30 protein-coding genes are annotated in these 24,882 nt (G+C 41.5%); 5 read left to right on the forward strand and 25 right to left on the reverse strand.

What is annotated here, in order from left to right; all coding sequences use genetic code 11:
* Positions 1-39: 39 nt before the first annotated feature.
* The 3 genes from SST111_RS03610 to udk form a co-directional block, all read right to left on the reverse strand.
* A complete protein-coding gene (locus SST111_RS03610; RefSeq protein ID WP_002940218.1) occupies positions 40-309 on the reverse strand; it encodes a DUF1294 domain-containing protein in 270 nt (89 codons plus the stop codon).
* Between the two features lie 87 nt (positions 310-396).
* The gene (locus SST111_RS03615; protein ID WP_099810050.1) at positions 397-936 is read right to left on the reverse strand and encodes a PadR family transcriptional regulator; all 540 of its coding nucleotides are present in this window, start codon (positions 934-936) and stop codon (positions 397-399) included.
* 1 nt (position 937) lies between these two features.
* A complete protein-coding gene (gene udk / locus SST111_RS03620) occupies positions 938-1,567 on the reverse strand; it encodes a uridine kinase (protein ID WP_099810051.1) in 630 nt (209 codons plus the stop codon).
* 83 nt (positions 1,568-1,650) lie between these two features.
* Here udk and SST111_RS03625 point away from each other — a divergent pair, with 83 nt between their 5' ends.
* Positions 1,651-2,637: a Gfo/Idh/MocA family protein gene (locus SST111_RS03625; protein ID WP_099810052.1), complete on the forward strand. Its 987-nt coding sequence runs from the start codon at positions 1,651-1,653 to the stop codon at positions 2,635-2,637.
* The gene (locus tag SST111_RS03630; RefSeq protein WP_099810053.1) at positions 2,627-3,709 is read left to right on the forward strand and encodes a DEAD/DEAH box helicase; all 1,083 of its coding nucleotides are present in this window, start codon (positions 2,627-2,629) and stop codon (positions 3,707-3,709) included. Before SST111_RS03625 ends, SST111_RS03630 begins: the two co-directional genes overlap by 11 nt.
* Positions 3,710-3,775: 66 nt before the next feature.
* Here the strand turns inward: SST111_RS03630 and SST111_RS03635 are convergent, their stop codons facing one another.
* The 3 genes from SST111_RS03635 to SST111_RS03650 form a co-directional block, all read right to left on the reverse strand.
* Entirely contained in the window at positions 3,776-5,173 is a 1,398-nt protein-coding gene (locus tag SST111_RS03635) for a polysaccharide deacetylase family protein (RefSeq protein ID WP_099810054.1), read from the reverse strand.
* Positions 5,174-5,783: 610 nt separating this feature from the next.
* The gene (gene gloA / locus SST111_RS03645; RefSeq protein WP_024380057.1) at positions 5,784-6,167 is read right to left on the reverse strand and encodes a lactoylglutathione lyase; all 384 of its coding nucleotides are present in this window, start codon (positions 6,165-6,167) and stop codon (positions 5,784-5,786) included.
* A 105-nt stretch (positions 6,168-6,272) separates the two neighbouring features.
* On the reverse strand, positions 6,273-6,965 hold the full coding sequence (locus SST111_RS03650; protein WP_024376719.1) for a phosphoglycerate mutase: 693 nt from the start codon (positions 6,963-6,965) through the stop codon (positions 6,273-6,275).
* Between the two features lie 225 nt (positions 6,966-7,190).
* Here SST111_RS03650 and SST111_RS03655 point away from each other — a divergent pair, with 225 nt between their 5' ends.
* From SST111_RS03655 to SST111_RS03665, 3 genes are all read left to right on the forward strand, one after another.
* On the forward strand, positions 7,191-8,375 hold the full coding sequence (locus SST111_RS03655) for an acetyl-CoA C-acetyltransferase (protein WP_002942924.1): 1,185 nt from the start codon (positions 7,191-7,193) through the stop codon (positions 8,373-8,375).
* 28 nt (positions 8,376-8,403) lie between these two features.
* Entirely contained in the window at positions 8,404-9,558 is a 1,155-nt protein-coding gene (locus SST111_RS03660; protein ID WP_024408371.1) for a hydroxymethylglutaryl-CoA synthase, read from the forward strand.
* A gap of 61 nt (positions 9,559-9,619) precedes the next feature.
* Positions 9,620-10,879 (forward strand): hydroxymethylglutaryl-CoA reductase, degradative, encoded by a 1,260-nt coding sequence (locus SST111_RS03665; RefSeq protein WP_099810055.1) that lies wholly within the window; start codon positions 9,620-9,622, stop codon positions 10,877-10,879.
* 19 nt (positions 10,880-10,898) lie between these two features.
* On the opposite strand, the gene SST111_RS03670 is transcribed toward SST111_RS03665, so the two are convergent.
* The 19 genes from SST111_RS03670 to SST111_RS03770 form a co-directional block, all read right to left on the reverse strand.
* Entirely contained in the window at positions 10,899-11,366 is a 468-nt protein-coding gene (locus SST111_RS03670; protein ID WP_099810056.1) for a GNAT family N-acetyltransferase, read from the reverse strand.
* Between the two features lie 122 nt (positions 11,367-11,488).
* Positions 11,489-11,668: a hypothetical protein gene (locus SST111_RS03675; protein ID WP_024415878.1), complete on the reverse strand. Its 180-nt coding sequence runs from the start codon at positions 11,666-11,668 to the stop codon at positions 11,489-11,491.
* A 678-nt stretch (positions 11,669-12,346) separates the two neighbouring features.
* The gene (locus SST111_RS03685; RefSeq protein WP_099810058.1) at positions 12,347-12,724 is read right to left on the reverse strand and encodes a PBECR3 domain-containing polyvalent protein; all 378 of its coding nucleotides are present in this window, start codon (positions 12,722-12,724) and stop codon (positions 12,347-12,349) included.
* A 60-nt stretch (positions 12,725-12,784) separates the two neighbouring features.
* The gene (locus tag SST111_RS03690; protein ID WP_099810059.1) at positions 12,785-13,534 is read right to left on the reverse strand and encodes a PlySs2 family phage lysin; all 750 of its coding nucleotides are present in this window, start codon (positions 13,532-13,534) and stop codon (positions 12,785-12,787) included.
* Between the two features lie 33 nt (positions 13,535-13,567).
* Positions 13,568-14,227 carry a hypothetical protein gene (locus SST111_RS03695; RefSeq protein ID WP_099810060.1) on the reverse strand — a complete coding sequence of 220 codons (660 nt, stop codon included), beginning with the start codon at positions 14,225-14,227 and terminating at the stop codon, positions 13,568-13,570.
* 46 nt (positions 14,228-14,273) lie between these two features.
* Complete coding sequence (locus SST111_RS03700) at positions 14,274-14,576, reverse strand: hypothetical protein (protein WP_099810061.1); 303 nt, start codon at positions 14,574-14,576, stop codon at positions 14,274-14,276.
* Positions 14,560-14,889: a phage holin gene (locus SST111_RS03705; RefSeq protein ID WP_099810062.1), complete on the reverse strand. Its 330-nt coding sequence runs from the start codon at positions 14,887-14,889 to the stop codon at positions 14,560-14,562. Before SST111_RS03705 ends, SST111_RS03700 begins: the two co-directional genes overlap by 17 nt.
* Before the next feature lie 2 nt (positions 14,890-14,891).
* The gene (locus tag SST111_RS03710; protein WP_014636661.1) at positions 14,892-15,191 is read right to left on the reverse strand and encodes a hypothetical protein; all 300 of its coding nucleotides are present in this window, start codon (positions 15,189-15,191) and stop codon (positions 14,892-14,894) included.
* A gap of 11 nt (positions 15,192-15,202) precedes the next feature.
* Complete coding sequence (locus tag SST111_RS03715) at positions 15,203-17,203, reverse strand: hypothetical protein (protein WP_099810063.1); 2,001 nt, start codon at positions 17,201-17,203, stop codon at positions 15,203-15,205.
* A 3-nt stretch (positions 17,204-17,206) separates the two neighbouring features.
* Positions 17,207-18,556 (reverse strand): phage tail protein, encoded by a 1,350-nt coding sequence (locus SST111_RS03720; RefSeq protein ID WP_099810064.1) that lies wholly within the window; start codon positions 18,554-18,556, stop codon positions 17,207-17,209.
* Positions 18,556-19,221 (reverse strand): phage tail protein, encoded by a 666-nt coding sequence (locus SST111_RS03725; RefSeq protein WP_099810070.1) that lies wholly within the window; start codon positions 19,219-19,221, stop codon positions 18,556-18,558. Before SST111_RS03725 ends, SST111_RS03720 begins: the two co-directional genes overlap by 1 nt.
* Before the next feature lie 44 nt (positions 19,222-19,265).
* Entirely contained in the window at positions 19,266-21,794 is a 2,529-nt protein-coding gene (locus SST111_RS12165) for a hypothetical protein (protein WP_257211371.1), read from the reverse strand.
* 3 nt (positions 21,795-21,797) lie between these two features.
* Positions 21,798-22,007, reverse strand: coding sequence for a hypothetical protein (locus SST111_RS03740; protein WP_099810071.1), 210 nt, complete (start codon positions 22,005-22,007; stop codon positions 21,798-21,800).
* Positions 22,008-22,102: 95 nt separating this feature from the next.
* The gene (locus SST111_RS03745) at positions 22,103-22,531 is read right to left on the reverse strand and encodes a hypothetical protein (RefSeq protein ID WP_099810065.1); all 429 of its coding nucleotides are present in this window, start codon (positions 22,529-22,531) and stop codon (positions 22,103-22,105) included.
* Between the two features lie 12 nt (positions 22,532-22,543).
* A complete protein-coding gene (locus SST111_RS03750) occupies positions 22,544-23,161 on the reverse strand; it encodes a hypothetical protein (RefSeq protein WP_099810066.1) in 618 nt (205 codons plus the stop codon).
* Positions 23,162-23,530, reverse strand: coding sequence for a hypothetical protein (locus tag SST111_RS03755; protein ID WP_099810067.1), 369 nt, complete (start codon positions 23,528-23,530; stop codon positions 23,162-23,164).
* A complete protein-coding gene (locus SST111_RS03760; protein WP_099810068.1) occupies positions 23,531-23,938 on the reverse strand; it encodes an HK97-gp10 family putative phage morphogenesis protein in 408 nt (135 codons plus the stop codon). It lies immediately after the preceding gene.
* The gene (locus SST111_RS03765) at positions 23,938-24,246 is read right to left on the reverse strand and encodes a phage head-tail adapter protein (protein ID WP_257211372.1); all 309 of its coding nucleotides are present in this window, start codon (positions 24,244-24,246) and stop codon (positions 23,938-23,940) included. Before SST111_RS03765 ends, SST111_RS03760 begins: the two co-directional genes overlap by 1 nt.
* Positions 24,243-24,773 (reverse strand): hypothetical protein, encoded by a 531-nt coding sequence (locus SST111_RS03770; protein WP_099810069.1) that lies wholly within the window; start codon positions 24,771-24,773, stop codon positions 24,243-24,245. The genes SST111_RS03765 and SST111_RS03770 overlap by 4 nt, the downstream gene beginning before the upstream one ends.
* Positions 24,774-24,882 lie beyond the last annotated feature (109 nt).

A 24,882-nucleotide genomic window follows, 5' to 3' on the forward strand; every position in this document is an offset into this window, starting at 1 on the left:
CGATTTTTCATATTTTCAGAAAAAGAAAAAGGCTTACGCCTATTTCCACATCCAGTACATAATCACTGCATCAATCAATACCCCTATAGCCCAGGCTAGTTGAAAATACTTTTTCTGTGTCTTATGCCGAAAATGGGTTCCACCTGCCCAGGCACCCAGCCCACCACCAAAATAGGACATGAGTAATAAGGTCTTTTCTGAAATCCGATAGGCGTTCTTTCTTGCCTTTCCTTTATCCATACCATAGGTAATGAAGACAACTAAATTCCAAACTACTAGCGCCATACTAACCATCTGTTTGATTGACATACATTCCTCCAATTAAGTCACATTTCTTCTTACTCTAACATAATCCAAAACAGGACACAAGAAAAAACGATTCGGAAATCCGAATCGTTACATTTCTGCCAGTGTATCCTCTAACCATTTGAGCTGGGCACGGTTGCGTTCAATAGACCGTGTCAAAATCAAATAGTGTCCATAATTGTCTTGGATACTTTCCTTAGTTGAGAACAACTCAACTTTACGACTGTCTAGGTGTTTCAAGTGCTTGGTGACTAATTCAATTTGATTCTCCAATAAACCTGGTATCCGTGGATCATTCTTATCACGGATAAAGAACATTTTAATAGAAAACAAATCCTTTTGTTGAGGAGTTTCATCATTTGGAACAGATAACCATTCGTCTAAAATCTGACGACCTGTGGCAGTCATTGCATACTGCTTTTCTTTTTCATTGCCAGGTACAGCATGACAGGTAATCAACTCTTCCTTGGTCATGCGTTTTAGCTCTGGATAGACTTGGCTATGAGCTACCTGCCAAAATTCTCCTAAATCACGTTGAACATAGTCGGTAATCTGCTTGCCAGTTACCATTTGACCGCTAGCACCCATTATCCCTAGTATAATATGGGGTAATATTCTCTGCTTCGGCATCTTAACCACGCTCTCTTAAAATACTCTCCACCTTGGTGTTGATCAAGTCGATGGCTACAAGATTGCTGACGCCTTCAGGAATGACGATATCAGCATAGCGCTTGGTTGGCTCAATAAACTGGTGATACATAGGTTTCACCACCGAGGTGTACTGCTCAATGATACTATCTAAGCTACGTCCACGCTCTTCCATGTCTCTCTTAATGCGGCGAATGATGCGGATGTCATCGTCTGTATCAACGAAAATTTTAATATCCATCAAATCCCGCAACCGTTTGTCTTCCAATACTAAAATACCTTCCACAATAAATACATCTTGTGGCTCCTGACGATAGGTCTTATCTGAACGTGTGTGCTGAGTGTAATCATAAATCGGAATATCCACTGAACGACCTGCTAACAATTCACTGATATGGTAAATCATTAAATCAGTATCAAATGCAAGTGGATGGTCATAATTGGTCTGTATCCGTTCTTCAAAGGTTAGGTGAGACTGATTCTTATAGTAAGAATCGTGTTCAATCATTGATATGCGAGCATTTGGGAAATTATCCAGAATGGCACGCGACACACTTGTCTTGCCACCTCCAGAACCACCGGTTACGCCAATAATAATGGGTTTCTGAGTCATCATCATCTCCTTCTATTTTCAATACTATTTTACCATGAAACATGGTATAATGGAAAGGATAACACATAAAGAAATGAGAATTTATGCTAAATTTTGGTATTATTGGCACTTCAGACATCAGCCACAAGTTCATTTCCTCCGCTCATTTGAGTAAATATTTCCAATTATCAGCGATATTTTCAAGAAAATTGGAAACCGCTGTGTCATTTTCAACAAATTACGAAAATGTAATTTTATACACAGAATGGATAAAATTTCTTTCTGCACCGATAGACTTGGTCTATATTGCCAGTCCAAATGCCTTGCATTTTGAGCAAGCTAAAGCTGTTCTTGAAGCTGGCAAACATGTGATTATTGAAAAGCCAATGGTCTCAAGACCGCAGGAACTGATTCAACTGCGTCAGATTGCTAAAGAAAATGGAGTCTTTCTATTTGAGGCAGCCCGTAACTACCATGAAGCAGCCATCGCTAGCATAAAGGACTTCTTGAAAGAACAGACGATTTGGGGTGCCAACTTCTCCTATGCCAAATATTCTTCCAAGATGCCTGAATTACTTGCAGGACAGACACCAAATATCTTTTCAACAGATTTTTCTGGCGGAGCCTTGATGGATTTGGGAGTTTACACTCTTTATACTGCCATTGGGCTACTGGGCAGACCAAATGCGGCTCGCTATACGGCTCAACAACTCCCATCTACTATTGACTTGAGCGGGACCGGGCAATTGATTTACAATGATTTTCTTGTGACTATTCAGGCAGGCAAGAATATTACCAGCAACCTGCCAAGTGAAATCTATACCAGCGAAGGCACCCTCACACTCAACGCCTGCCAGCATATCAGCTCTGCTATTTTTACAAAACACGATGGTAGCCAAGTGGTCCTACCCATCCAAGCTCAGGAAGATGCCATGCTGGAGGAAGTGCAAGCCATTGCCCAAGTCATCCTGCAAGACAATCATGAGCTAGCAGAAGAATGGCTGGATGTGGCTGAAGCTGTCCATCAAACTCTTTACACCATGCGTCAAGACGCAGGAATAATCTTTAAGGCGGATACCCATGAAAACTAACTTCCCAACCAGCTGGAATGACCAGCTGACCCAACTTGGCTTTGAGGACTTTACACCAGTCCAAGTTCAAGCCTTCGAGCCAATTAATAATGGCCAATCTCTGCTAGCGATTAGTCCAACTGGTACTGGCAAGACCCTTGCCTATCTTTGGCCAAGCCTGCTAGCACTGACTCCAAAAAAATCTCAACAATTGCTCATTCTTGCTCCAAATACAGAACTGGCCGGCCAAATATTTGATGTTTGTAAGACTTGGTCGGAGACAATTGGGTTGACTGCTCAACTCTTTCTATCTGGTTCTAGCCAGAAGCGTCAAATTGAGCGGCTAAAAAAAGGACCCGAAATCCTAATTGGGACTCCCGGTCGAATTTTCGAGTTGATTAAATTGAAAAAAATCAAGATGATGAATATTAACACCATCATCCTAGATGAATTTGATCAGCTATTCTCCGATTCTCAATATCAGTTTGTCGAAAAGATTATTAACTATGTACCTCGTGACCACCAGTTGATCTACATGAGTGCAACAGCTAAATTTGACCGTCAAAAAATTGCCGAAGACATTGAAAGTATTGATTTATCTGAGCAGAAATTGGATAATATCCAGCATTGCTATATGATGGTAGATAAGCGTGAACGTTTGGAAACTCTACGTAAGTTTGCCAATATCCCTGATTTTCGTGCTCTTGCATTTTTTAACAGCCTATCAGACCTTGGTGCAAGCGAAGATAAACTACTCTATAATGGAGTGAATGCAGTTTCATTGGCCTCTGATGTCAACGTAAAATTCCGCAAGGTCATCATCGAACGTTTCAAAAATCACGAACTCAATCTTCTACTTGCTACAGATATGGTCGCACGTGGTATCGATATTGACAACTTAGAATGTGTCCTCAACTTTGAAGTTCCTTTTAACCAAGAAGCCTACACTCATCGTTCTGGACGTACTGGACGCATGGGCAAGGAGGGACTTGTCATCACCCTAGTATCTAGTCCTAGCGAATTAAAACAATTGAAAAAGTATGCCTCCGTCCAAGAAGTCATTCTCAAGAATCAAGAGCTCTACAAAATATAATGAACAATATACAAAAGGCTTAGAACCAGTGTTTCTACTAACATGATTCTAAGCCTTTTATCATTCTTACTGGGCTGGACCAGATAATTCTTGTGAATAATAGATTAATTGAGGATTGAGAGGACTGGCGAGTAAGTCTGTTACAGTAACCATATTGTAGCCCTCACCTGTTAAGTATTGCAATACAGACTCGAGGCTATCAACTGTTGACTGATGAATATCATGCATTAGGATAATACTTCCTGGACAAGTCTGTTCTTTTATTTCTTTCAAAATGGCTTGGGGATTGCGACTCTTCCAATCTTTAGAATCGACCGACCAATAAATCGATGGAATTCCCATCTGATTGACAACAGCCTGGTTAACCGAACCATACGGAGGGCGAACCATTGTTGGTACAATACCTGTAGCTTCAGCAATAGCTGCCTGTGTATCTTGAATTTCTCTCTGTACTTGCTCCCCAGAAATAGTGACCAGATTAGGATGATTCCACGTATGGTTGGCGATGACGTGCCCTTCTGCTACCATTCTACGGAGAATAGCTTCATTCCCAGCTACAGCCTTACCAACTACAAAGAAAGTTGCTTTGGCATTATATTTTTTCAGTAAATCTAAAACTACCGGTGTTGTGTTCGGATTTGGTCCATCATCAAAGGTTAGAGCTACCTGTCTCAAATGTTTCTTATCCACAACTTGTGCAGCCATATACTCATCATAGCCAACCTTATCAGCATCTACTAGGTAATCACTCTTCACCACTGGGTACAAATCTGAAATTGGTAGAACCAACTGGTTGATGCCGTAACCATCTGGTAATTGTAAGGTTAATTGGCTGTCTCCATAACTAAAGGAAATAGCATTTAAGTCTAGTGTTTCAAATTTTTTGACAATCGCTTCTACATCAGTCTCTTTCATTCCTTGAGCAAGTAAGGCTTCTCTTAGATGATCAACAATGATACTTACTGCAGAGGATAAATTAGGTAATAAATCTTCCAGGGTAAACAATTCATTGTCCTGCGTCAACAACACACGCTCAGACGGGAGTTTATCCTGCTTTTTAATTTGCAAGTTGTCTACTTTATAGTGCTCCGCTTGAATTTCACGAGCTGTTACATTTTTAAAATTTGTTTTTCCCTCTATTGATGAAACAAAGACCAGTTTTTGAATTTTTCCTGCTGGTTTTTTATGACCAAAGCGTCTTTGAACATAGGAAATCATTCGACTTTCTACAGGTCCTAAGACATGACCTGCATCATCTGTAGGTAAGGCAGCCACAACATGGGTCGTATCAATATTTCCCTCTTGAATTTTGCCCTTGCCTTTAGCGAGGATGGTTTGTTGTTTTTCCTCGATAAACTGACTAACCTGTCTTTCTTGAAGTCCTGCAAATAACCATACAGCCAAACTTACCATTGTGCCGAGCAAGGCGATGTTGATTCCCAACCAAAAACTAACTTTTTTCATCTCCAACCTCCCATTCAAAACATATATAAACTATGCTAAATCATTTAAAGGCTCTTGTCAAGACAGTTCTATAAAAACTCATAAAAAGATTAGGTAATACTCTTCAAAAATCAAAATTATCCGTTGTCAAGAGCCTTGATGAACTCCAGTTCTATCTTCGGCTTCGTTTCCTGGGCTACTTTTGATTTTCATTGAGTATAAATAATTGATTTGCTTCCTAATTCCCTCCCTCCTGCCATTTTCTGATTTTTTTGAAAAGAAAAAGACTGGGCAAAAAGCTCAACCTCACTTCTCAGGGTTCGCGTCAACATCTCAGCGCAGTGGTTGATTGGCTTTAACAGTCTGGAAGACTGTTAAAGGTTGGAGATAGGATTTGCGAAGCAAATCTCAGCAATTCGTGTTTTACACTCCGAATCTGACCATTACGACTGATGCGAACAGAGTTCGCTTCATTTCCAACCTCCAACAGTCACTACTCTGACTATTGGAGCTATGCGGGGGTGGGAGTGAAACAGTCTGGGAATAGACTGTTTCAGCTCAACAACTAGAAATAAAGACTTGTTGACGAACTCTTTTTTGACCAGTCGAGTTCTTTCCCGCTCCCTCTAAATTAATCTGCACGAATGACTTCCACACGGTAGCCATCTGGATCTGTTACAAAATAATAACGACCTGGACTTCCTGGCAAGCCCTTGATGTCTGTCGTTGGATATCCCAGCTCCTTATGCTTAGCATTATCACCTTCTAAATCATCTGAAGAAAGAGCTAGATGCGAGAAGCCGTCGCCTACGCTATAGGGACCATGATCATAATTGTAGGTCAATTCAATCTCAAAGTCATCTCCTTCAAGCGCTAAGTAAACCAAGGTAAACTTGTGCTCTGGATAGTCCTTGCGACGGGTTTCTTTAAAGCCAAACCCTTCTTCATAGAACTTTTGCGATGCTTCTAAATTCTCAACACGCAAACAAGCGTGCAACATTTTTTTACTTGCCATGAGTAACCCCTTTGTCTTTTGATACATGTAGTATAGCACAAAGTCCGTAAAAAATCTGCTTTACCGTACACAAAAACACCCGAGCCAAGCTCAGGTGTTACTAAATTATGCTTCCAAGTAGTACTCTTTCACAATGTTCAAGTTTTCATCCAATTCGAATACAAGTGGTGGGAAGTTTGGAATTTCCACATCCATGATTTCGTCATCAGACAATTGTTTGATGTGTTTTACAAGGGCACGGATTGAGTTACCGTGTGCACCTACGAATACGTTTTTACCGTCTTTCAATGCTGGAGCAATTTTATCTTCCCAGAATGGAAGGGCACGCTCAAGCGTTACTTTCAAGTTTTCTGCATCTGGAATAACTGAATCATCAAGGTGTGCATAGCGACGGTCAGTGTGTGCTGAATACTTATGATCTTTAGCCATTTCTGGTGGCAAAGTATCATAAGAACGACGCCAGATGTGAACTTGCTCATCACCAAATTCAGCAGCTGCTTCAGCTTTGTTCAAGCCAGTCAAACCACCGTAGTGACGTTCGTTCAAACGCCATGATTTTTCAACTGGTACCCACAATTGATCTGCAGCTTCAAGAGCCAAGTTTGTAGTCTTGATAGCACGTTTCAATACAGATGTGAAAGCAAGGTCAAATTCGATACCTGCTTCTTTGATCAATTTACCTGCATCGATTGCTTGTTGTGTACCTTTTTCAGACAAATCAACATCAGCCCAACCAGTGAAAAGGTTAGCTTTGTTCCATTCAGACTCACCATGGCGAGCAAAAACCAATTTTACCATTTATGGATTCTCCTTTAAATTTTGAGGTTCCCCTCTTATACTTCTCTATTTTACACGAAAAGGTAAAAAAATGCCAGCCTTTCCACAATCTGTGTACGCTTTCATTACTCTTTCATGTAAATTCAGTCTCTAGACCTATCTTTCTTCTTAGAAAAAATACAAAATAATGGTATAATAGTAAGGCTGAACACGACAGTTCAAAACGATACCACTATAGGAGTTATCATGAAAAAAGTAGCTATCGTGTCTGCCTATCGTTCTGCTATCGGCAGCTTCGGAGGCAGTCTGAAAGATATTGAAATCGCTGATTTAGGGGCGCAAGTCCTCGAAACAGCCTTAGCTAATAAAAACATCCCTGCAGACAGCGTTGATGAAGTTATCTTCGGAAATGTTCTTTCAGCAGGACAAGGACAAAATATTGCACGTCAAATTGCTATTCGTGCAGGCATTCCTCAGACAGCCTCTGCCTATGCAGTCAATAAAGTCTGTGGTTCCGGTCTCAAATCAGTCCTCCTGGCTGCCCAGTCAATCATGCTAGGTGACAATGATGTAGTTGTGGCTGGGGGCATTGAAATTATGAGCCAGGCACCCTATCTATCCAAAACTAGCCGGTTTGGTAGTAAATTTGGTCATATTACTCTAGAAGATTCTATGCTGACAGACGGTCTAACAGATGCCTTCAACGACTATCACATGGGCATTACTGCAGAAAATGTTGCTGAACACTATCAAGTCAGTCGCGCAGAGCAAGATGCTTTTACATACAGTAGCCAAGAGAAGGCTGCGAAAGCTATTGCTGAGGGAAGATTTGTTGACGAAATTGTTCCTATTAGATTAAAAAATCGGAAAGGCGAAACTATTTTTGCCACAGATGAGTACCCTCGTCTGACGCCAATTGAAAAATTGGCAACACTTCGACCATCTTTTAAAAAGGATGGAACCGTCACCGCAGCCAATGCTTCTGGCATCAACGACGGCTGTGCTGTCTTGGTACTCATGTCTGATGAAAAAGCCAGTGAGCTAAATATCCAGCCACTCGCCTATATTGAGGCATACGCAACAAGCGGTTTAGATCCCGCATTGATGGGGCTTGGACCTATTACTGCTAGCCAAAAAGCGCTACAAAAACTGAATAAAACAGTCGAGGATATCGATCTATTTGAACTCAACGAGGCATTTGCAGCCCAATCAATTCCAGTTGTCAAACAACTCGGCATTGATCCTGCAAAAGTCAATGTCAATGGTGGTGCCATCGCCCTTGGACATCCAATCGGAGCTAGTGGTAGTCGAATCCTAGTCACTCTGATTCACGAATTAATCAAGCAAGAAAAAGAGCTTGGTCTTTGCTCACTTTGTATCGGAGGCGGTCAAGGCATCTCCCTAATCGTTTCCAATGCGCAAACAAGTTAACCTATCATTTGTACACAAAGGATATATTATGAACATCGGTATTGATAAAATCGGATTTGCGGCACCCGATTATGTTTTAGATTTGGCTGATTTAGCCCAAGCCCGCAATGTGGACCCAAATAAATTTAAGATTGGTCTTCTTCAGTCTGAAATGGCTGTAGCTCCTGTCACTCAAGATATTATCAGTCTTGGGGCAAAGGCTGCCGAAGCCATTCTGACAGAAGAAGATAAACAAACCATTGACATGGTTATTGTCGGCACAGAATCTAGCGTAGATCAAAGTAAGGCTGCCGCCGTCACCATTCATGGCTTACTCGGTATTCAGCCCTTCGCTCGCTCCATCGAGATGAAGGAGGCTTGTTACGGTGCAACGGCTGGACTAAGTCTTGCCAAAAGCCATATCGCTCAATTCCCAGAATCAAAAGTCCTAGTCATTGCTAGTGATATTGCAAAATATGGAGTCGCTTCTGGCGGTGAACCTACCCAAGGTGCTGGTGCAGTTGCCATGTTGGTAACCGCAAACCCACGAATTTTGGTCCTCAACAATGATAATGTCTGCCAGACACGTGACATCTACGACTTCTGGCGTCCTAACTACGACAAATATCCACGTGTTGATGGTAAATTTTCAACTGAACAGTACACCGATTGCTTGACGACAACTTTCGACTACTATCAACAAAAAACAGGCAAAACCCTCAACGATTTTGCTGCCATGTGCTTGCATATCCCTTTCTCCAAACAAGGTCTTAAAGGACTGCAAGCTATTGCTCAGGATGAAGAAACTCTTAGTCGCTTGACAGAACGTTTCCAGGAAGCTATCGTCTATAATAAAGTCGTCGGCAACATCTACACTGGCTCTATCTTCCTCTCTCTTCTTTCCCTTTTGGAAAATAGCAGAGCGTTAGAGACAGGGGATCAAATCCTCTTTTATAGCTATGGTAGCGGCGCTGTCTGTGAAATTTTCAGCGGTCAACTCGTTGAAGGTTATCGCGACCACTTACAAGAAAATCGTTTAGAACAACTCAATCAGCGTACAAAACTCAGCGTTAAGGAATACGAACAAGTCTTCTTTGAAGAAATTACACTTGATGAAACTGGTTCATCCCTTGACCTACCAGAAGACCAAAGTCCCTTTGCCCTTATCAAAGTGGACAATCACAAACGTATCTATCGTAAATAAAAGCCAAAACGGCGCCCTTTGGCTCTCACCAAGGGGCGCTTTCCTATAGAAAGAGGAACCTATGTCAACTTTTTCCGGATTTTATAAAAAATCACGCCAAGAGCGCATTGATATTCTCCGTCAGAATCGTTCCCTAGCCGAAGATAGCTTAGACATTCTATACAAAGACGAAAACCTGCCAGAAGCAATTGCGGGAAAGATGGCAGAAAATCATCTAGGAACGTTTTCCTTACCTTTTTCTGTACTTCCAGAACTTCTAGTGGATGGACAAACTTATTCTGTACCGATGGTTACTGAAGAACCTTCTGTGGTTGCAGCTGCATCTTTCGGAGCCAAAATCATCGCTAAATCTGGCGGTTTTACAACGACTATTCACAACCGTATCATGATTGGACAAGTTGCTCTCTACGATATTTCAGACCATAGCAGAGCGACACAGGCGATTCTTGACCAGAAGGAGAGTATTTTAGAAACTGCCAATCAAGCGCACCCTTCCATTGTCAAACGAGGGGGCGGTGCAAGAGAATTGACTGTTGAGAGTAAGGATGAGTTTTTGATTGTCTATCTTCAGGTTGATGTACAAGAAGCCATGGGAGCCAATATCCTCAATAACATGTTAGAAGCTGTTAAGGATGACTTAGAAGAACTCAGCAAGGGACAGGCTTTGATGGGAATCCTCTCCAACTATGCAACGGAGTCACTGGTCACCGCCCAATGCCATATTGCCATCCCTAGTCTGGCTACCAGCTCTGCCATTGCTCAAGAAACTGCTCAAAAAATAGCCCTGGCAAGCAAACTGGCGCAAGTGGACCCTTATCGTGCTGCGACACATAACAAAGGGATTTTTAATGGTATAGATGCTGTCGTTATCGCTACAGGAAATGACTGGCGGGCAGTCGAAGCCGGGGCCCATGCTTATGCCAGCCGTGATGGGCAATACAAGGGGCTTTCTACTTGGTCCATTGATGGCGAGCACTTGGTCGGCTCCATCACCCTACCTCTTCCGATCGCCTCCGTCGGTGGCTCTATCGGGCTCAATCCAAAGGTAGCAGTCGCTTTTGACCTTCTCCAACAACCAAAGGCACGCCAATTAGCTTCTATCATCGCTTCTGTCGGTCTCTGTCAGAACTTTGCTGCCCTGCGTGCTCTTGTTACTTCAGGGATTCAGGCTGGTCACATGAAGCTCCACGCAAAATCCCTAGCGCTACTTGCTGGCGCCGAGGAGCATGAAGTAGATCAACTAGCCCAACTCCTGCGGAAAGAAAAGCACAGCAACCTAGAAACTGCTCAAAACTTATTAGCAAAAATGAGAGAACATTAAAAAGAGGGACTCCCTCTTTTTAATTTATTATTTGCTCCATACGGAACTTTTGTGGTTTCATTCCTTGGCGTTCATAAAAACGGACAGCTCCTGCATTGTCAGCCCATACATCCAAGGTAAGATTGTGGCAACCCTTCTCCTTAGCATAGGAAAGAGCAAATTCATAAAGCTGCTCGCCAATTCTTTGACCACGCTCAGAATTGGCTACACACAAATCATCAATAAACAAGGTTTTAACTGGTTCTAAAACATCGCCTGTTGCGGTAGATAATTCACAAAAAAGATGCCCAACCACTTGTCCCTCTAACTCAAAGACAAAAATAGGCTTATCTGGATTTTCCAAAAGTGCTACTAATTCAGCCTCAGAAAATTTTTGACCTGTACTTTTAAAAATATCTGGTCGTGCCTGGTGGTGCACCTGTAAAATATCTTGTAATAATTCATTTAAAACTGGAATATCAGATTGTCTGGCTTTACGGATTGTCATAAAAAATCTCCCCTTTTTTATTTTTTCTATTATAGCACATGTTTATTTTTTAACAAAATAGGTCTGCAGACCGATGAAGAATCTGAAAATTCGAGTATACTATAGGTGTATCCTAAAATTTTTCATAAATCTCCTAAAAAATCAGCTGCCCAAGGCTGGTTTTTTGTTGTCTTAAAACGAGAATGTGTAGTGTAGAAAACTACTAATACTCTTCGAAAATCAAAATTATCCGTTGTCAACTTGCCTTGATGAACTCCAGTTCTATCTTCGGCTTCGTTTCCTAGGCTACTTTTGATTTTCATTGAGTATAAAGTTTTGCCCCTTATTTGCCCCTTAAACAAGAAAAAAGCCTACTGCACAACGTAGAAACGTTGATACAATAGGCTTTTTTCACGTTATTCCTCGCTCTTTTGTTTTTAGGCGAGGGATAAACCAGTCTCTCCTCAGTTTTCAAGCAAATAATAAAAAGGTCCACTGGACCTTTTTATTATTTTACAGCGTCTTTAAATGAACGAAATATTTCAATGATATATGATGGTAGAAATCTTGTCAATATAAGTCTTTAAAAGTAGTAAAACTAAATTTATTTAACTCATGAGAATTGGTAAGTTTTGAACTTATGCCCCTTTTTTGCCCCTTACATCCATAATTTGTTCCAGGGGCAAAATTTTCCGCTTTTTTTGAGTACCTAAATTTCACTATCATTATACCACTTTAGAAAAAAATCACAAAGCCCCCAGCAAATCGCTGAGGGTTTTTGCTATTTTGTCATTTTGCCCATTTTGAGCAAATAGAAATCAAACCTTCCGACTATTATTGTCAAAACGGCGATTTTGACAAACAAAAAACGCCCCCAGCAAACACTGAGGGGCTTTGAAATACAATGATAGCGGTTGGGCGGCGTATCCAACATCTCAGGTACTCTTTCGAGTGCGTCAGGAGCCTTTCTGACCTCGTTATCATTCATTGTATTTAGTTTACTACTTATCTTCTATTTTGTCAAATGCTTTGATGCGACCGTTTCTCTTCATGTGATTTAATTTGGAATCTGTGATGTCATAAACCGAAGCCACGAAGAAATAGTCGTTTTTCTTATCTAGTTTGACAGCGACTAGAACATTATCTGCAAGGACCTTGATGACTTCAAAGCTCTCTGTCTTCACATTTTTATTTTGACCGACAAAATCCGGCGAATCCAAAATAGTAGCAACATCAGGGATATACTTAATCATCTTTCGATGCCTGCTTTTTAACATATGTTTTTCAAGATTTTCCTCATGGATTAGAATATCCGTTGTAGAAGTTTCTAACCCTACTATTTCCTTGATTTTCTGACTGATTTTTACATTGTATTTCATAATCCTTATTATACCACATTCCTTTTCACATAATCCCCAGCCGGAGCTGAGTCACAAAATCTATTTAAAAGTACCCCAAGCAGGGCCAAAGCGTTTGCCGTCTTTAGTTGCTCCAGTAGCTACGTAATTCCGCTTACCACTGCCACCGACATACGACACCCAGACATAACCGTTGGCATCTACAATGACCGTATCATACTTAAATGACTGTCCTTTTGTATATGTCGCCACAACCTGACCGGATGTGTTTGGTGCACGTCGTACATTGATGGCATCAACTGTAACAGTCATAATACCACTTTCTGGATAGCTACGTGACCCAGATGCTGTTGAGCTTGGTGTATTAGTTGCTGCTCCAGCCGATGCAGGCGGTGTAATGTAATGCACAACCTGTTGACTGTAGTTTGCAGCACTGTAATAGTTCCGTACAGGATAGCGTTTGCCGCCGTAGTTTTGCTCAAGAATAGTCAATTGGTCACCGTCCACTGCTTCGACGATTACTACATGTCCGTAGGGGTTACCTGGTGTCGCACCAAGCGTCACAATCTGACCTGCTTTAAATGGACCAGATGTGGATACGGTCCAGCCATTCGCTTGCCAGTTGTAGGATGAGCCGATGTTTTTGGCTGAAATCGTATCACCAATAGCGCCACTGACCCAACCAACACCAGCTCCAAGTCCAACCGTTGCATCTGGGCTAATCATACGCTCATACCAACTGGCCAAAGCGTAGCACTCGCCGTTTCCGACTGATACACCGGACCCGACCTGTGCTCTTACATTGTTTAATGCTTCATTTACTGTTGCCATGTTATTACCTCCATAATAAAAAGAAGGATATTTCTACCCTTCTTTGACTTTTTCATGTAAATATTTGTTAACAAATTTCTCAAATTTGCTGTATAGCTTTTGATATTCAGGGTCATCTGAAATTTTTGCTATCCCAACTAAATCAATTGAAATAACTTCTGGAATATCGTAGATGGTATCACCTTTGATTTTAATCAATCCTAAGTTTGACAAAGATATTCTATAATCTATGTTCACTTTGTATTTAAATGACTCCAATGCTTTCACATAGCTTTTTCTCAAATTGGTTTCTATTTCCGGAGACTCGATTGATAGTTGCGACTTCAAATCATAACATGAGTCAATGAAAGCAACTATATCTTCGAAATTTGTAACATTATCCATAGTTCCATCTTTGTTTAATACTGCAGTATTAAACCTAAGTAATGGGATAGCTATATTATTCAGCTGTTCAATTGTCGCAGCAGTCTTCTCGTTTAATTCTCTTGCAACTTCTATCTCTTTCTTTAGGTTTAATCCTGTAGCAGTGATAGAAAGCTCTGTTACATGACTAAAGTTAATAAGTATAAAGATAGTTGTTGCTATTACAAATTGCATGAGTAGATTAACGGAACGATTCTCAAAGAAAGAATGAACAAATACAATAACAATCGGAGCTAGTGATAACACTGTTAGGAATTTCTTGAATTTCATTTCTTGACCTCTTAGAAAAAATATATGTCCATATTATTCTAAAAAGTCATACTTTGCAAGTAGTTTCCATGTACTTTACTAATTCCAAGAAATTAGCCATCCGCTTATTATCCTCATTCCGACAATAATTTCGAAACTTCTCGACCTCAGCTTTTTTCTCTAACTTTTTCTTAAGAAACGAGATCCAGTACAGATCATCTTCTGAGAATTGAGTCTGACTACCATCTTTCAATGACTGACGATATTTTTCCAAAATCAGCACATACTTCTTTCCGTCGGTAAACTTTCCAAGGTTTTCAATTAAGTCATTGGTAGTTTTTTCTAAATCATCGTTATTCTTTCCAAGCATCGTTCATTTCCTTCACTGCGCTCTCGATAAACGTTTCCAACTGTGTCTCAGTCATGTAGATATTGTATTTGGCCAGCTGACTAGTAATCCTACGTTTTGCCATGTCTAGCTTATCAACATGATTGTCCTGGTCTAGTTTAGTAATTTGTTCAACCGCATTTACAGCGTTACGAGCCAAAATCTCAGTGATTTCAATGGCTCGCTTACCGCCTTTGGTCAACAGATACTTCTTGACTTCGTGGACAATCATTCCTGCGACAATAGCAATAATTCCTGTTGCTGATCCAATCAATAATTCAGTAAGTTGATTCATGGTTATTCTCCTTTTTCAATTTTTTCAATTCGGTCACTCATCAGTGACACTTCACCCTTTAGCCCACCGATTTCACGGGCCATAGCTCCCATTTCTGCGGTAGTCTTTTCAAGATGATTCATCAAGCGATCTTCTCGCTTATTGCTTTCTTCCTTAGCCTGTTCATGGAAATCCATGAGCTTAGCTTCTCGCTTGTCTGATGTCTTAATCAGATAGCGGATGACGAAGCCGAATAATAAAATAAACAAAATAGCCCAAGCCACTTGGCTCTGGGCAATTCGTTCTGCGTGTTCAATTGGCAAAAGTGTACCTCCTAGTAATTTAATTCGACTACATTATTTAGCGATGATATCGCTGTTAGTTGGTGGTCAGCTTTAAAATTATCGCGTACCATCTTCGATTTGGTCCCAAACGAATTGCGAGTAAATGTTACTGGTATTTCGGTAAATGGTAAGCACCCTTCGACGTTACCCGTGTTGATGCAATAACCAGCTACACTGCTGTGATTAAAGGTACTTGCATTAACTTTCAGCTCACAGTTGCTTGCAGTTGGTTGATTGGGGCCATGGACATAAAAAGCGCCATTAATCCCTGTTGGTGCTTCGTAAACTGTTTCAACGTTATCAAACACAAGGGTCTGATGGTCACGCAATCCACATCCGATTGGTGCATTGACATTGTTGTAAGCTGTCACGTTTGATACCTCTGTTACATATTGAGTATCGTGATTTTTAGGGTCGCTATCTAAGTGGATACAATACGGATTTGACCCATAATCATTTGATTGATTGTAAGTGCCGTCATTGATTTGCTTAATTGTAAAATTGGCAAGAGTACATTCGCCACCTGCCTCAATAATTTTCCCTTGGTTGGTGGCTGTGCATTTCTTTGTGATGACAACCCCACTTCTGCTTTCGCCAACAATCGAAATCTTATTAGCCCCTTTATAAATTGCATACGGCAATTTATCAGATACAAAGACCTCATACTCCCCGTTACGCAGATAAAGCGTTACAGGCACATTATCAACATCGTGTGCACGTTTTACAAACTCGCACGCTTGTGCGATGTCGAAAAAGTGATTTTGACCATCTAAACCAATCGTGTACTCAGTTGTATCAAAATTTGGAAGAGATTTTAGCGTCGCATCGTCATAATAACAATCATATTCATTATTGCTGAAGCATACATTGCTAAATTTGATTGTGGTCGGCCCGTTGCCTTTTGCATTAATTTGGAAATACTGCTTTGGATTGCTATTACCAGTAAATTTTGCAGTATTAAAATGCAAATTGTAGGTTTTGCCAGCTTTTAGGTTGCTGTAAATATTGTTGTAATACACACCATCAGCACCAACGACCTGAATATTTAGCTGAGTCACATCCGTATCCGCTACAATCGTTGCGCGACCAAAATAAAAATCCCCAGAGCCTAGTCCAGATACATTTTTGGTAAAGAGCACACGACCTTGACCATTAAAAGACATATCAAACGATGTATCATATTGATTTGAAACAGTCGTGCCTGCGACTGTCTGTTGACGATCATTAAACGTCGAGAGCGTATAACTATCATTCAATGCTTGCTGGACTGTGTAGTACGGTATATACGTTTTTGAGCGACTAAATGTACCTTCGCTAAAGACCACAGATGATTTATAACCAATCAAAAAGCTTATGACAGCGTACGCTGCGTTTGTCGGCGTGACGAATGAGCCATATTGTGTCCCAGAAATATAACTTTTGGACGAATCAAAAAATGCAACGTGTAGCTGCAAGTTAGATTGCTCATTTGAGTAGACCAAATATTGCGTCGAAGGTTTGACCCTAATATAATCAGACATCGTATGTGATGCTGCCGCGTCGGTCTTGCCGCTCGCATAATTACTATAGTATCCGTCTTTCGCATTCGCAAAATTAAAGAGATTGATTGATTTGATCAAAGATTTTTTTATCAAATCAAATTGGCTTCTCGTAGCTAAGCCAACGCTTGGATATTCTGTCCCATCGTCTGCAATGCGTGCATCTATCACCTCGCTTGGCACTGTACCATTCCCAGCATTAGCGATAAGATTGTTAATCTGTCCGCTAACTACACTGATATCTTGAGCTGTTGATTTATCAGCCAGCTCCATTTGGTCCAGTCGCTCGACAAGTGTATTTGCATCCCCCCTAGCCTTAGCGACTTCCATGTTAGAATTGCCGTTAGCCGTTGCATCATCATACGCTTGTTGGATACCGTCATGGATGGCTTGTCGGACGTCTCGGCCGAAGACACCTTCTTTAATCACTTTTAAGTGGTTATCAATTCCCATTTATCATTTCCTTTCTAATGCTTCTACTCTTGTTATCAATTCATCCAGATTGATTTCCTTGGTCACAAGCAAGTAATCTAGCTTCTGCTTATCTTGAGCTGACAATAGCTGGCTTGATTGCTCCGAGACCGCTGTGTTGACAGTCTCAACAGCTTCTGCAGTCGAGCTGGCAATAATTCGGACTTCTTCCAACTGATTCTGCTGTTCTTTTAGCTGCCTAGTCGTGACTAACTGCTTGGTTCTTCTTCGGACATTGTCCAGTTGCCACTCTTCAGCAGACTTAAACTTATCGCCAATCGTCAAGTTCGACCGCTCAACACTTACTAAGTCAATCTGCCGTGCAACAACTCTCAGTCGCTCGTCAATAAACATAACGGGATTGATGACCCTATATGTGTTACCTTCCTCAAACTCGTCAAAATTTGGGTTGATGTGCGACAAGTTGACTGCTGAGACAGAGTATTGATAGGCCACAGCCTTCTGAGTAGCTAGCTGGCTCTCTCCTGCTTGTTTTAAAGCAGCAGGGTCCTCTATGTCATCAAAGGTGGCAGTCTCCATCTTAATACCATACTCGGCAATCAAATCAGGTCTATCGATGTAGTCCTTACCGTTGTTGACTGAAGCAATGCTGACACGCTGATTTGTCTCGCTATTTTGCTTGCCATAGACAAGCAAGCGAGATACGATGCCTTCAGGGTTGATATGCTGCTTTAATGACAATAGATTGACAGAGAGCTTGATTTCCGTGTCGCTGTCAACACCAATCTGCTTCTTAAAATCAAGGTACCTCTTGCCGTTTTCTTTGCGAATCTGTAGCTCCAGTCCATACTCGTTTAGGATAAGGTCTGTCAACGTGGCAAAAGTCGATTTTGCAGGGTCGACATCTGCTTCCATGTGGTCACCTGTCGCGATTAGGTCTGTCAAATCGCCCGGCAAAAATTCCTTATAAGATTCCAGGTTATCGTTGTGGAATTTTAATACCTGCTTTACAAAATCAGACTTCTTCCCGCGGTAGATTTGTTGCCGTTGCTTGCTATCGTTTAAAAAGTCAAGTTCCGACTTGGCATTGTATGCGAAAGTAAATACTCCACTCTCAGCCATGTCATTTGTGATTGGGGCGATACGACCGTAAAATACTTCTCTACCCGTCCGCATATTGACTACTTGGACCATCGTCTGTAAAGGCTTGATAAGAGCTTTATATCCTGCATTATTGGGCAAAAACTGAAAATCAAACTGGGCAATCTTATTGATTTCAAATTTAATAATGGCCGACAAGAGCTTGTTCCCGCCGGCCATTGAATCGTGAATCGGTGTCACATTCGCACCGTTAATCAAACTAACTGCATACATCAAATCATCTCCTTAAACCATTTGAACGAGATTCTGCCGTTTCCTTCAATGCGAATTTCATTCTCTTTTTCGAGTGTGAAAAAGTCATATACACGACTGCCTGGAATGATGCTGAATTGTTGATTCCGCATAGTCAATGTCATGTTGCTGGTCGACGTAATCTCTGGTCGTGCCAAACTGATACCCGTGTTGACCAACAGAATATCAAGCGATCCTTTAACATCGAAAGCAATATCTTGGAATGCGTCTAATTCAAAGTTAAATTCATCCCAGATATCGCTTCCTTCAGCTTTCTCGGAAATCATGAAGGGATAGGCTTTAAATGGAACTTCTAACGCACCATTTTTCCATATTGTCTCAAACGAAGCATTTTGTTGTACTTCGGCTAGGAAGTAGTAACCTGGTAATCCCTCATATTCGAAACGGGTCAAACCAATAGTGCCAAACAGCCAATTGACAACCTGTGTTCGCAGAGTCATCAGCGACAATCTAGGATTTGTCGTTGCACTTTCTAGCTCGAATTTACATGTAATAGTTCTCTGCTCATACAGTTGCCCGCCATACACAGAAGAAAAGTCGTAATTCTCGTTTGAAAAAGGAATGGAAACCATAACCTTTTTCTTGTCCGGAATACCTATATCAATGGAGGTCAATTTTAATCCCATGTCGTCGAATGAGTTCCTGTTGTTAAAATTTACTGCATACCCTCTTACCAACCAACCGTACCTCCTTGGTCAACAATTATCATTCTTTGAGCTTGTTCTTCGCTAATATACCCTATCAGCAACTTAGCGAAAGTCTTTCCATCAACCTGTAAATATACTGGTTGTGGCTGAGACTCCTGTTTTGGTACTTCAACTACAATTTTGTCCGAAATTTGATCCATGATGAGACCAGCCAACATACTCATTGTCGGCTTATTCAGAGGTAGTACAGCCTCCGGACCAGCTTCTCCACCTACCATCAAGTTGTTTCCATTCATACCGAAAATGGTCGGTCCATTCATGACACCTCCTTTGGCATACCATTCAACACCGATACTAGGTACGCCTTTCTCTGCCCATTCTAACGGGTTCATGGAACCAGAAAAACTAAAATGAGGCATTTTAAGATGTGGCCATTTAAATTCAAAATTAAATAATCCCTTTATTGTTTCAATAGCATTTGACACAATATCTTTTGCCCCATTGATTGCATTGGAAATAGTATCTTTAATACCGTTCCATATATTCGTAACCGTTGTCCACACGTTTTGGAAAATCGAAGTTACTGTATTGTAAATACCGTTTACAGTATTACTGATAAACGATGTGATATTACTCCAAATCGATGAAAAAGTATTAAAAATAGCATTGAGAATGAAAGTGAAGAACGTTGATAGTGATGTCCAAATAGCCTGTCCATTTGAGACGATACTGTTCCAAATACCCGTCAGAAAGGACATAAAAGATGACCACATTTGTCTGCCTGTTTCGGTCTGTGTAAAGAACCATACCAATGCAGCAACAAGCGCAGTAATTGCCATGATGACAATCATAATTGGATTAGCAGATAGGACAGCGTTGAATATGCCAAAAGCACCACTTGCTCCCATTGTGGCTGCCGCTTGGGTTGCTTCTGCTGCTGTTAAAGCACCAGATTGGACAAATCGGGCCAACATCAACCCGTTTCCGACAGCAAGTAAGGTATTGCGGACCGTTTCTATTGCTTGAATAGTTCCTGTTACCAACTTATATCCTGCCCAGGCAGTTGTAATACCTACAATAGCAGCTTTAAAGGCATCAACTGTCGGTCCGCCCTTTTCAAACCATGAGATGAAATCAGCAACCTTGCCTGCACCTTCCGTAACGATATCGACAGCAGTTTCAAACGAAGATTTGATTGTATCGCCAATTTGAGTCGTTGTTGTTATGATGGTCTCAGCAGTGGCGGAATCCATCCCTAATTTGGTTAGTAAGTCGATGTTATCCTTCTCACTCATAGAGCCAAAAAGAACATCGAATATCGAGCTGATTGTAGCGAAAGCTAAATTCAATCCCTCAGTTAGCCCTTGAAAACTTCCTTCAGGAACTGAGAAGACTTTTTCCAAAAACGTGACAAACGCCTGAGATACTTGAGGTAAGACTTGGTCAAACAAAATCATAAATAGACTTGGTAATGTTGAACCAAGTGCTCCCAGCAATTCTGTCGCACCTGTAATCAAACCAGGTAGTAGTGCTGATAAGATTTGTGGCAAGTATCCAGCTAAAATCCGAATCACTTGAGCAAGACCTTGAATCAATCGTGGCAGAGCTTGGACTAGCCGTGGAACGATATTTTCGAGAGCGATACCGATAGCCTCGGTTAGCCCTCCTACCAACTCACTGAAATCTTGGTCTGGGTCTGCCATACCAGTTAGGAAGTTCTCCCAGGCAGCTTTTACCATGCCCACAGAGCCAGAAATGGTAGATGCTGCCTCTTTCGAAGTCGTGCCAGCAATTCCCATTTCTTCCTGCATAACATGGATAGCTTCAGTCACATCAGCAAATGACGAAATATCATACTTGATTCCGCTAATTTTCTCAGCGTCATCAAGCAAGCGTTGCATTTCCTCTTTTGTTCCGCCATAGCCAAGTTTAAGGTTATCCAGCATCGTGTAGTTCTGCTTGGCAAATCCCTGGTATGCGTTCTGGATGGATTCCATCGAGGTTCCCATCTTGTTCGCATTGTCGGACATGTCGATGATCGCCTGGTCAGCAAGTTTAGCAGCTTTCTCGGTATCTCCACCAACCGATTGAATCAGCGAGGCAGAGAATGATGTTGCCGTTTCCATATACTGATTAGCAGACAGACCGGCGGTCTTATATGCAATTTTGGACTTGCTTAACAAATCCTCTTGAGCGTTCATGAGCTTGTTATATTCACCAGATGCCTCATCTACACTCTTGCCAACAGATTGTGCATACTCTTCTAGTGACTTTCCACCTGCCCCAAAAAGAGTCTCGACACCACCAACCAATTGCTCGTACTCTGCGTAATGTTTGGTTGCTGCGCCTGTAAGCCCAGCTAATGCAGTAATACCAATGGCAAGACCAGTAGCCATAACCTTCCCTGCTTTGGTCGCAAGTTGCCCTATCTTACCAAATACCGCAGAGAGTTTTCCGTGCGCTCCTTCGGCTTTGCCTGTTGTTTCATCAATAGCCTTATTTGCAGACTTGTTATCAATCCCAATTTTGCCAAACAGTTCAAAAATATTCATGCTTTACTCTCCTTTCCCTGGTAATTTCAAGATAGACTCAGCCAAGGCAATGGCTTCTTGGTCTTTTTCTTTTGATTGTTGCTTCTTACTTTGCTTTTCAAGATAACTTTTCTTTGAGTATTTCTTGATAAAGTCAGATAATGACATATCCACATCCTTTGATTTCCAGATATCTGTCAATTCCTCTTTATCTTGCTCATCTAACAGGTACATAAAAAAATCCAAAGCCTCACTGAGAGTTTGGGTCTCTAGCAAAGTCTTTGGATTTCCGTACCGCTTGAAAAGTATATCTCTTAATTTATGGATATCTAACCCAACAGCGAAGCAATAGATTGGAAAAAATCTTTGAGTTCCGCCTTTTTGCCGAAATCAATCAATAATTTTGAGTAATCAAGCATACTCAATGATTCAATTTCCTTCTGACTCGTACCAGTTAGGTCAGCCAAGAATTTGTTGACATCAGCCTTCGCATCGTTAACATGACGCAAGACAGCAAAGCCGATGTCAGTTACCAAGACCATGCCACGTTTTTGATACTCGGTGTTCGCAACTTCTTGTTCCTTCTTGGTCGGCTTTTTCTTTTTGTGATCAGCTAACGGAATAACATCTTTTCCAGTGCCATATTGTCGTTCAATCAAAGAAACAACTTCTTCCTTGATGTCGAGCTTGCCAATGATGGACAACATCGTAAAGATGTCGCCACCATTGAGCTCACGCATTTCTAGTTTTTCAGACATGTAGACCTCCTATTAAGCAATTTCTGGGAAATAGATACGACATGGCAGGCTCAGATCATCAATCTGTTCCTCGTCAGCATGAGCTTCAAAAGTCATAGTGATGACCGCCTCTTCATTATCTTTGGTCTCAAAGTCAAGACCAGAAGTACATAAAGCGTTATCGATGATAACGATAATTGGGTCGTTTGTCCCGGACATTGTACCAACGATACCGAGGTTTTCGATATAATCTGTGTTTTCGAGTTTTGATTTGCCGGAAATCACTTTGTAACCTGTCGGCGCATCCGTTCCATCAGCTTCTTTGATTTCCCCATTAATTGATAGTCGGATATTCTCGGCAGTCAATTCTTTGACATTCGTTTCAATCTTTGCCGTCTGGCTCTCGAGAATTTTTTGACCAACTGCGGGCGTAAACACGCCGTCAATCTCAACTACACGATAATTGACTTCAACTGTTACCTTGTTCCCTCCGGCAGTTGCACCCAGCAAATCACCTTCCCATTGTCCAGTGCCTTCTTTACCGCCTGTTGGATTCCAAACCAAGTTTTTATAGATAGCGCCAGCGTTGATGAGATAATGCTTGGGAGTGCTGGCGGTGTAGCCAGTTCGCTTCACAGCTGTTTTATTCATTTATTTTCTCCAATCTAGTTTGATATAAAGACGCAAATTCCGTCGTTGCAAGTCGTCCAAGTTTGTCGGAACAGTATGCATCGCTTGGAATTGCGTTCGCATGTAGCAATCTTCGAGCATTTTGTCAAAATGTCTAAAGTGCATCTTGATGCTTTCGGATAATGTTTCGATTTCGACCTGATCCAGTCCTTTGTTACAAAAAACATCCACGTCTAAGTAACATCCGTCTGCGTGACGGTCAATATTGGTCAAGCTGGTTGCAAAGACCACATAGGGATACTTAACAGTCTTAGCAGAGTTCTTGATGTAGTAGCTTTCGTTGTGGATGCTTTTCAGCTCTTTTAAGATTGTTTTGATTACTTCTTTCATCTACCCTCCTAAATCTCTCAAGCAGTCTGCCAATATGTCCTTGATAGCTTTCTGGTTTTGTCTAAAGGCAGGTCTTAGGTACGGTTGTGGTGGCATTCCATATGTAAAATGTACCTCACCGTTAGGCGTTTTATACAACCAGCCGCCCTTGCGACCATTTCCGTTTTCGGCAAATTCACCAGTACCAAATTCAACATAGATAGCATACTCGCAGTTGGTACCGACATAGGCTACCAATTCGCTCTCATTGACCTTGTAGCCAATACTGTCTCGTAAGCCTCCGGTTTCTCCGACAGGTGCCAAAAGCACAGCCTGACCTTCAACCAATAACGCAGCCTTTATGAGTCCTCTAATTGCAGCGCGTTCAAGTTCTCTCTTGACGGCTGCTGAATTATCTACAAATTTCATCAGTGGACACCTTTGACATAGATTTCCAGATGATGACCAATATTCACTGGATCATCAACATAGGTCACCTCATAGGTTTTTCCGTTTACTTCGATTTTGTCGTCAATTTCAGCATTGACTGTCGTGTCCTTGGTCAGAATGACATGGGTACTATCTGCAAGGTAGGCTAGTTTGTCTGTTGATTCACTGCCATCCAGCATATCCATATAGCCTGCAAATACAGCTACGCGTTTATGCTCAAAGATTTCTTGGCCCAATTCATTCTCGCCAACCAAATTACGCTTAAATAGATAAAATGCCAACATCATGACCACCTCAACTTCCTATACTTGTCCAAAAAACCAAGTAGGCTGACTGGGTAGCCCTCTGAACTTTCAGCAGCCGTCACATCGTAGTAGGTCACAGACCAGCGGGCCACTGTTTCGGACTTGATACCAGCTTTATCACGCATTTTGGAGTCGTAAGCAATCAGCTTCTTCACGCCCGTCAGAACATCGGCAGGATAGCTAACTTTCGTTGCTATAGCTCCTGAATGGGTTTCTGTGATAAAATCCCCACGGACAGTAATTACACTGTCAGAGACACTCTCAACGACATATAGACCATCGTTGTAGTCCGTGCCGTTGATTTCAATTGTGTCACCAGGTCGAAATATATCTACGCGACCGCTACTGGCCTTGATTGTGCTTCCAGACAATCGCAAACCACGGATACGGAATTTTATCAACTGGAAGTTGTTATTAGTCAGGTTTCGGACCATAGTTTCCAAACCGTCGCAGGTTTCTTGTGTAATGCTAGAGTCTAATTCCAGCGCATCATCCAGATCAATAATCATACATACCTCCAATTAAAAAGGAGAGTAGCTGACTACCAATGTCATTAAGTTAAGCATTTAAACAATTAAAGGAACTATTCCCGTCTGAGCAGTTTATGACCAAACGGGA

The sequence above is a fragment of the Streptococcus suis YS161 genome (genome assembly GCF_002760245.1).
Classification (GTDB): domain Bacteria; phylum Bacillota; class Bacilli; order Lactobacillales; family Streptococcaceae; genus Streptococcus; species Streptococcus suis_I.

Excerpts from the sequence above, each read along its gene's own strand:
- SST111_RS03610 (WP_002940218.1), bottom strand. The coding sequence starts at position 309 with ATGTCAATCAAACAGATGGTTAGTATGGCGCTAGTAGTTTGGAATTTA.
- SST111_RS03615 (WP_099810050.1), bottom strand. The coding sequence starts at position 936 with ATGCCGAAGCAGAGAATATTACCCCATATTATACTAGGGATAATGGGT.
- udk (WP_099810051.1), bottom strand. The coding sequence starts at position 1,567 with ATGACTCAGAAACCCATTATTATTGGCGTAACCGGTGGTTCTGGAGGT.
- SST111_RS03625 (WP_099810052.1), top strand. The coding sequence starts at position 1,651 with ATGCTAAATTTTGGTATTATTGGCACTTCAGACATCAGCCACAAGTTC.
- SST111_RS03630 (WP_099810053.1), top strand. The coding sequence starts at position 2,627 with ATGAAAACTAACTTCCCAACCAGCTGGAATGACCAGCTGACCCAACTT.
- SST111_RS03635 (WP_099810054.1), bottom strand. The coding sequence starts at position 5,173 with ATGAAAAAAGTTAGTTTTTGGTTGGGAATCAACATCGCCTTGCTCGGC.
- gloA (WP_024380057.1), bottom strand. The coding sequence starts at position 6,167 with ATGGCAAGTAAAAAAATGTTGCACGCTTGTTTGCGTGTTGAGAATTTA.
- SST111_RS03650 (WP_024376719.1), bottom strand. The coding sequence starts at position 6,965 with ATGGTAAAATTGGTTTTTGCTCGCCATGGTGAGTCTGAATGGAACAAA.
- SST111_RS03655 (WP_002942924.1), top strand. The coding sequence starts at position 7,191 with ATGAAAAAAGTAGCTATCGTGTCTGCCTATCGTTCTGCTATCGGCAGC.
- SST111_RS03660 (WP_024408371.1), top strand. The coding sequence starts at position 8,404 with ATGAACATCGGTATTGATAAAATCGGATTTGCGGCACCCGATTATGTT.
- SST111_RS03665 (WP_099810055.1), top strand. The coding sequence starts at position 9,620 with ATGTCAACTTTTTCCGGATTTTATAAAAAATCACGCCAAGAGCGCATT.
- SST111_RS03670 (WP_099810056.1), bottom strand. The coding sequence starts at position 11,366 with ATGACAATCCGTAAAGCCAGACAATCTGATATTCCAGTTTTAAATGAA.
- SST111_RS03675 (WP_024415878.1), bottom strand. The coding sequence starts at position 11,668 with ATGAAAATCAAAAGTAGCCTAGGAAACGAAGCCGAAGATAGAACTGGA.
- SST111_RS03685 (WP_099810058.1), bottom strand. The coding sequence starts at position 12,724 with ATGAAATACAATGTAAAAATCAGTCAGAAAATCAAGGAAATAGTAGGG.
- SST111_RS03690 (WP_099810059.1), bottom strand. The coding sequence starts at position 13,534 with ATGGCAACAGTAAATGAAGCATTAAACAATGTAAGAGCACAGGTCGGG.
- SST111_RS03695 (WP_099810060.1), bottom strand. The coding sequence starts at position 14,227 with ATGAAATTCAAGAAATTCCTAACAGTGTTATCACTAGCTCCGATTGTT.
- SST111_RS03700 (WP_099810061.1), bottom strand. The coding sequence starts at position 14,576 with ATGCTTGGAAAGAATAACGATGATTTAGAAAAAACTACCAATGACTTA.
- SST111_RS03705 (WP_099810062.1), bottom strand. The coding sequence starts at position 14,889 with ATGAATCAACTTACTGAATTATTGATTGGATCAGCAACAGGAATTATT.
- SST111_RS03715 (WP_099810063.1), bottom strand. The coding sequence starts at position 17,203 with ATGGGAATTGATAACCACTTAAAAGTGATTAAAGAAGGTGTCTTCGGC.
- SST111_RS03720 (WP_099810064.1), bottom strand. The coding sequence starts at position 18,556 with ATGTATGCAGTTAGTTTGATTAACGGTGCGAATGTGACACCGATTCAC.
- SST111_RS03725 (WP_099810070.1), bottom strand. The coding sequence starts at position 19,221 with ATGGGATTAAAATTGACCTCCATTGATATAGGTATTCCGGACAAGAAA.
- SST111_RS12165 (WP_257211371.1), bottom strand. The coding sequence starts at position 21,794 with ATGAATATTTTTGAACTGTTTGGCAAAATTGGGATTGATAACAAGTCT.
- SST111_RS03740 (WP_099810071.1), bottom strand. The coding sequence starts at position 22,007 with ATGTACCTGTTAGATGAGCAAGATAAAGAGGAATTGACAGATATCTGG.
- SST111_RS03745 (WP_099810065.1), bottom strand. The coding sequence starts at position 22,531 with ATGTCTGAAAAACTAGAAATGCGTGAGCTCAATGGTGGCGACATCTTT.
- SST111_RS03750 (WP_099810066.1), bottom strand. The coding sequence starts at position 23,161 with ATGAATAAAACAGCTGTGAAGCGAACTGGCTACACCGCCAGCACTCCC.
- SST111_RS03755 (WP_099810067.1), bottom strand. The coding sequence starts at position 23,530 with ATGAAAGAAGTAATCAAAACAATCTTAAAAGAGCTGAAAAGCATCCAC.
- SST111_RS03760 (WP_099810068.1), bottom strand. The coding sequence starts at position 23,938 with ATGAAATTTGTAGATAATTCAGCAGCCGTCAAGAGAGAACTTGAACGC.
- SST111_RS03765 (WP_257211372.1), bottom strand. The coding sequence starts at position 24,246 with ATGATGTTGGCATTTTATCTATTTAAGCGTAATTTGGTTGGCGAGAAT.
- SST111_RS03770 (WP_099810069.1), bottom strand. The coding sequence starts at position 24,773 with ATGATTATTGATCTGGATGATGCGCTGGAATTAGACTCTAGCATTACA.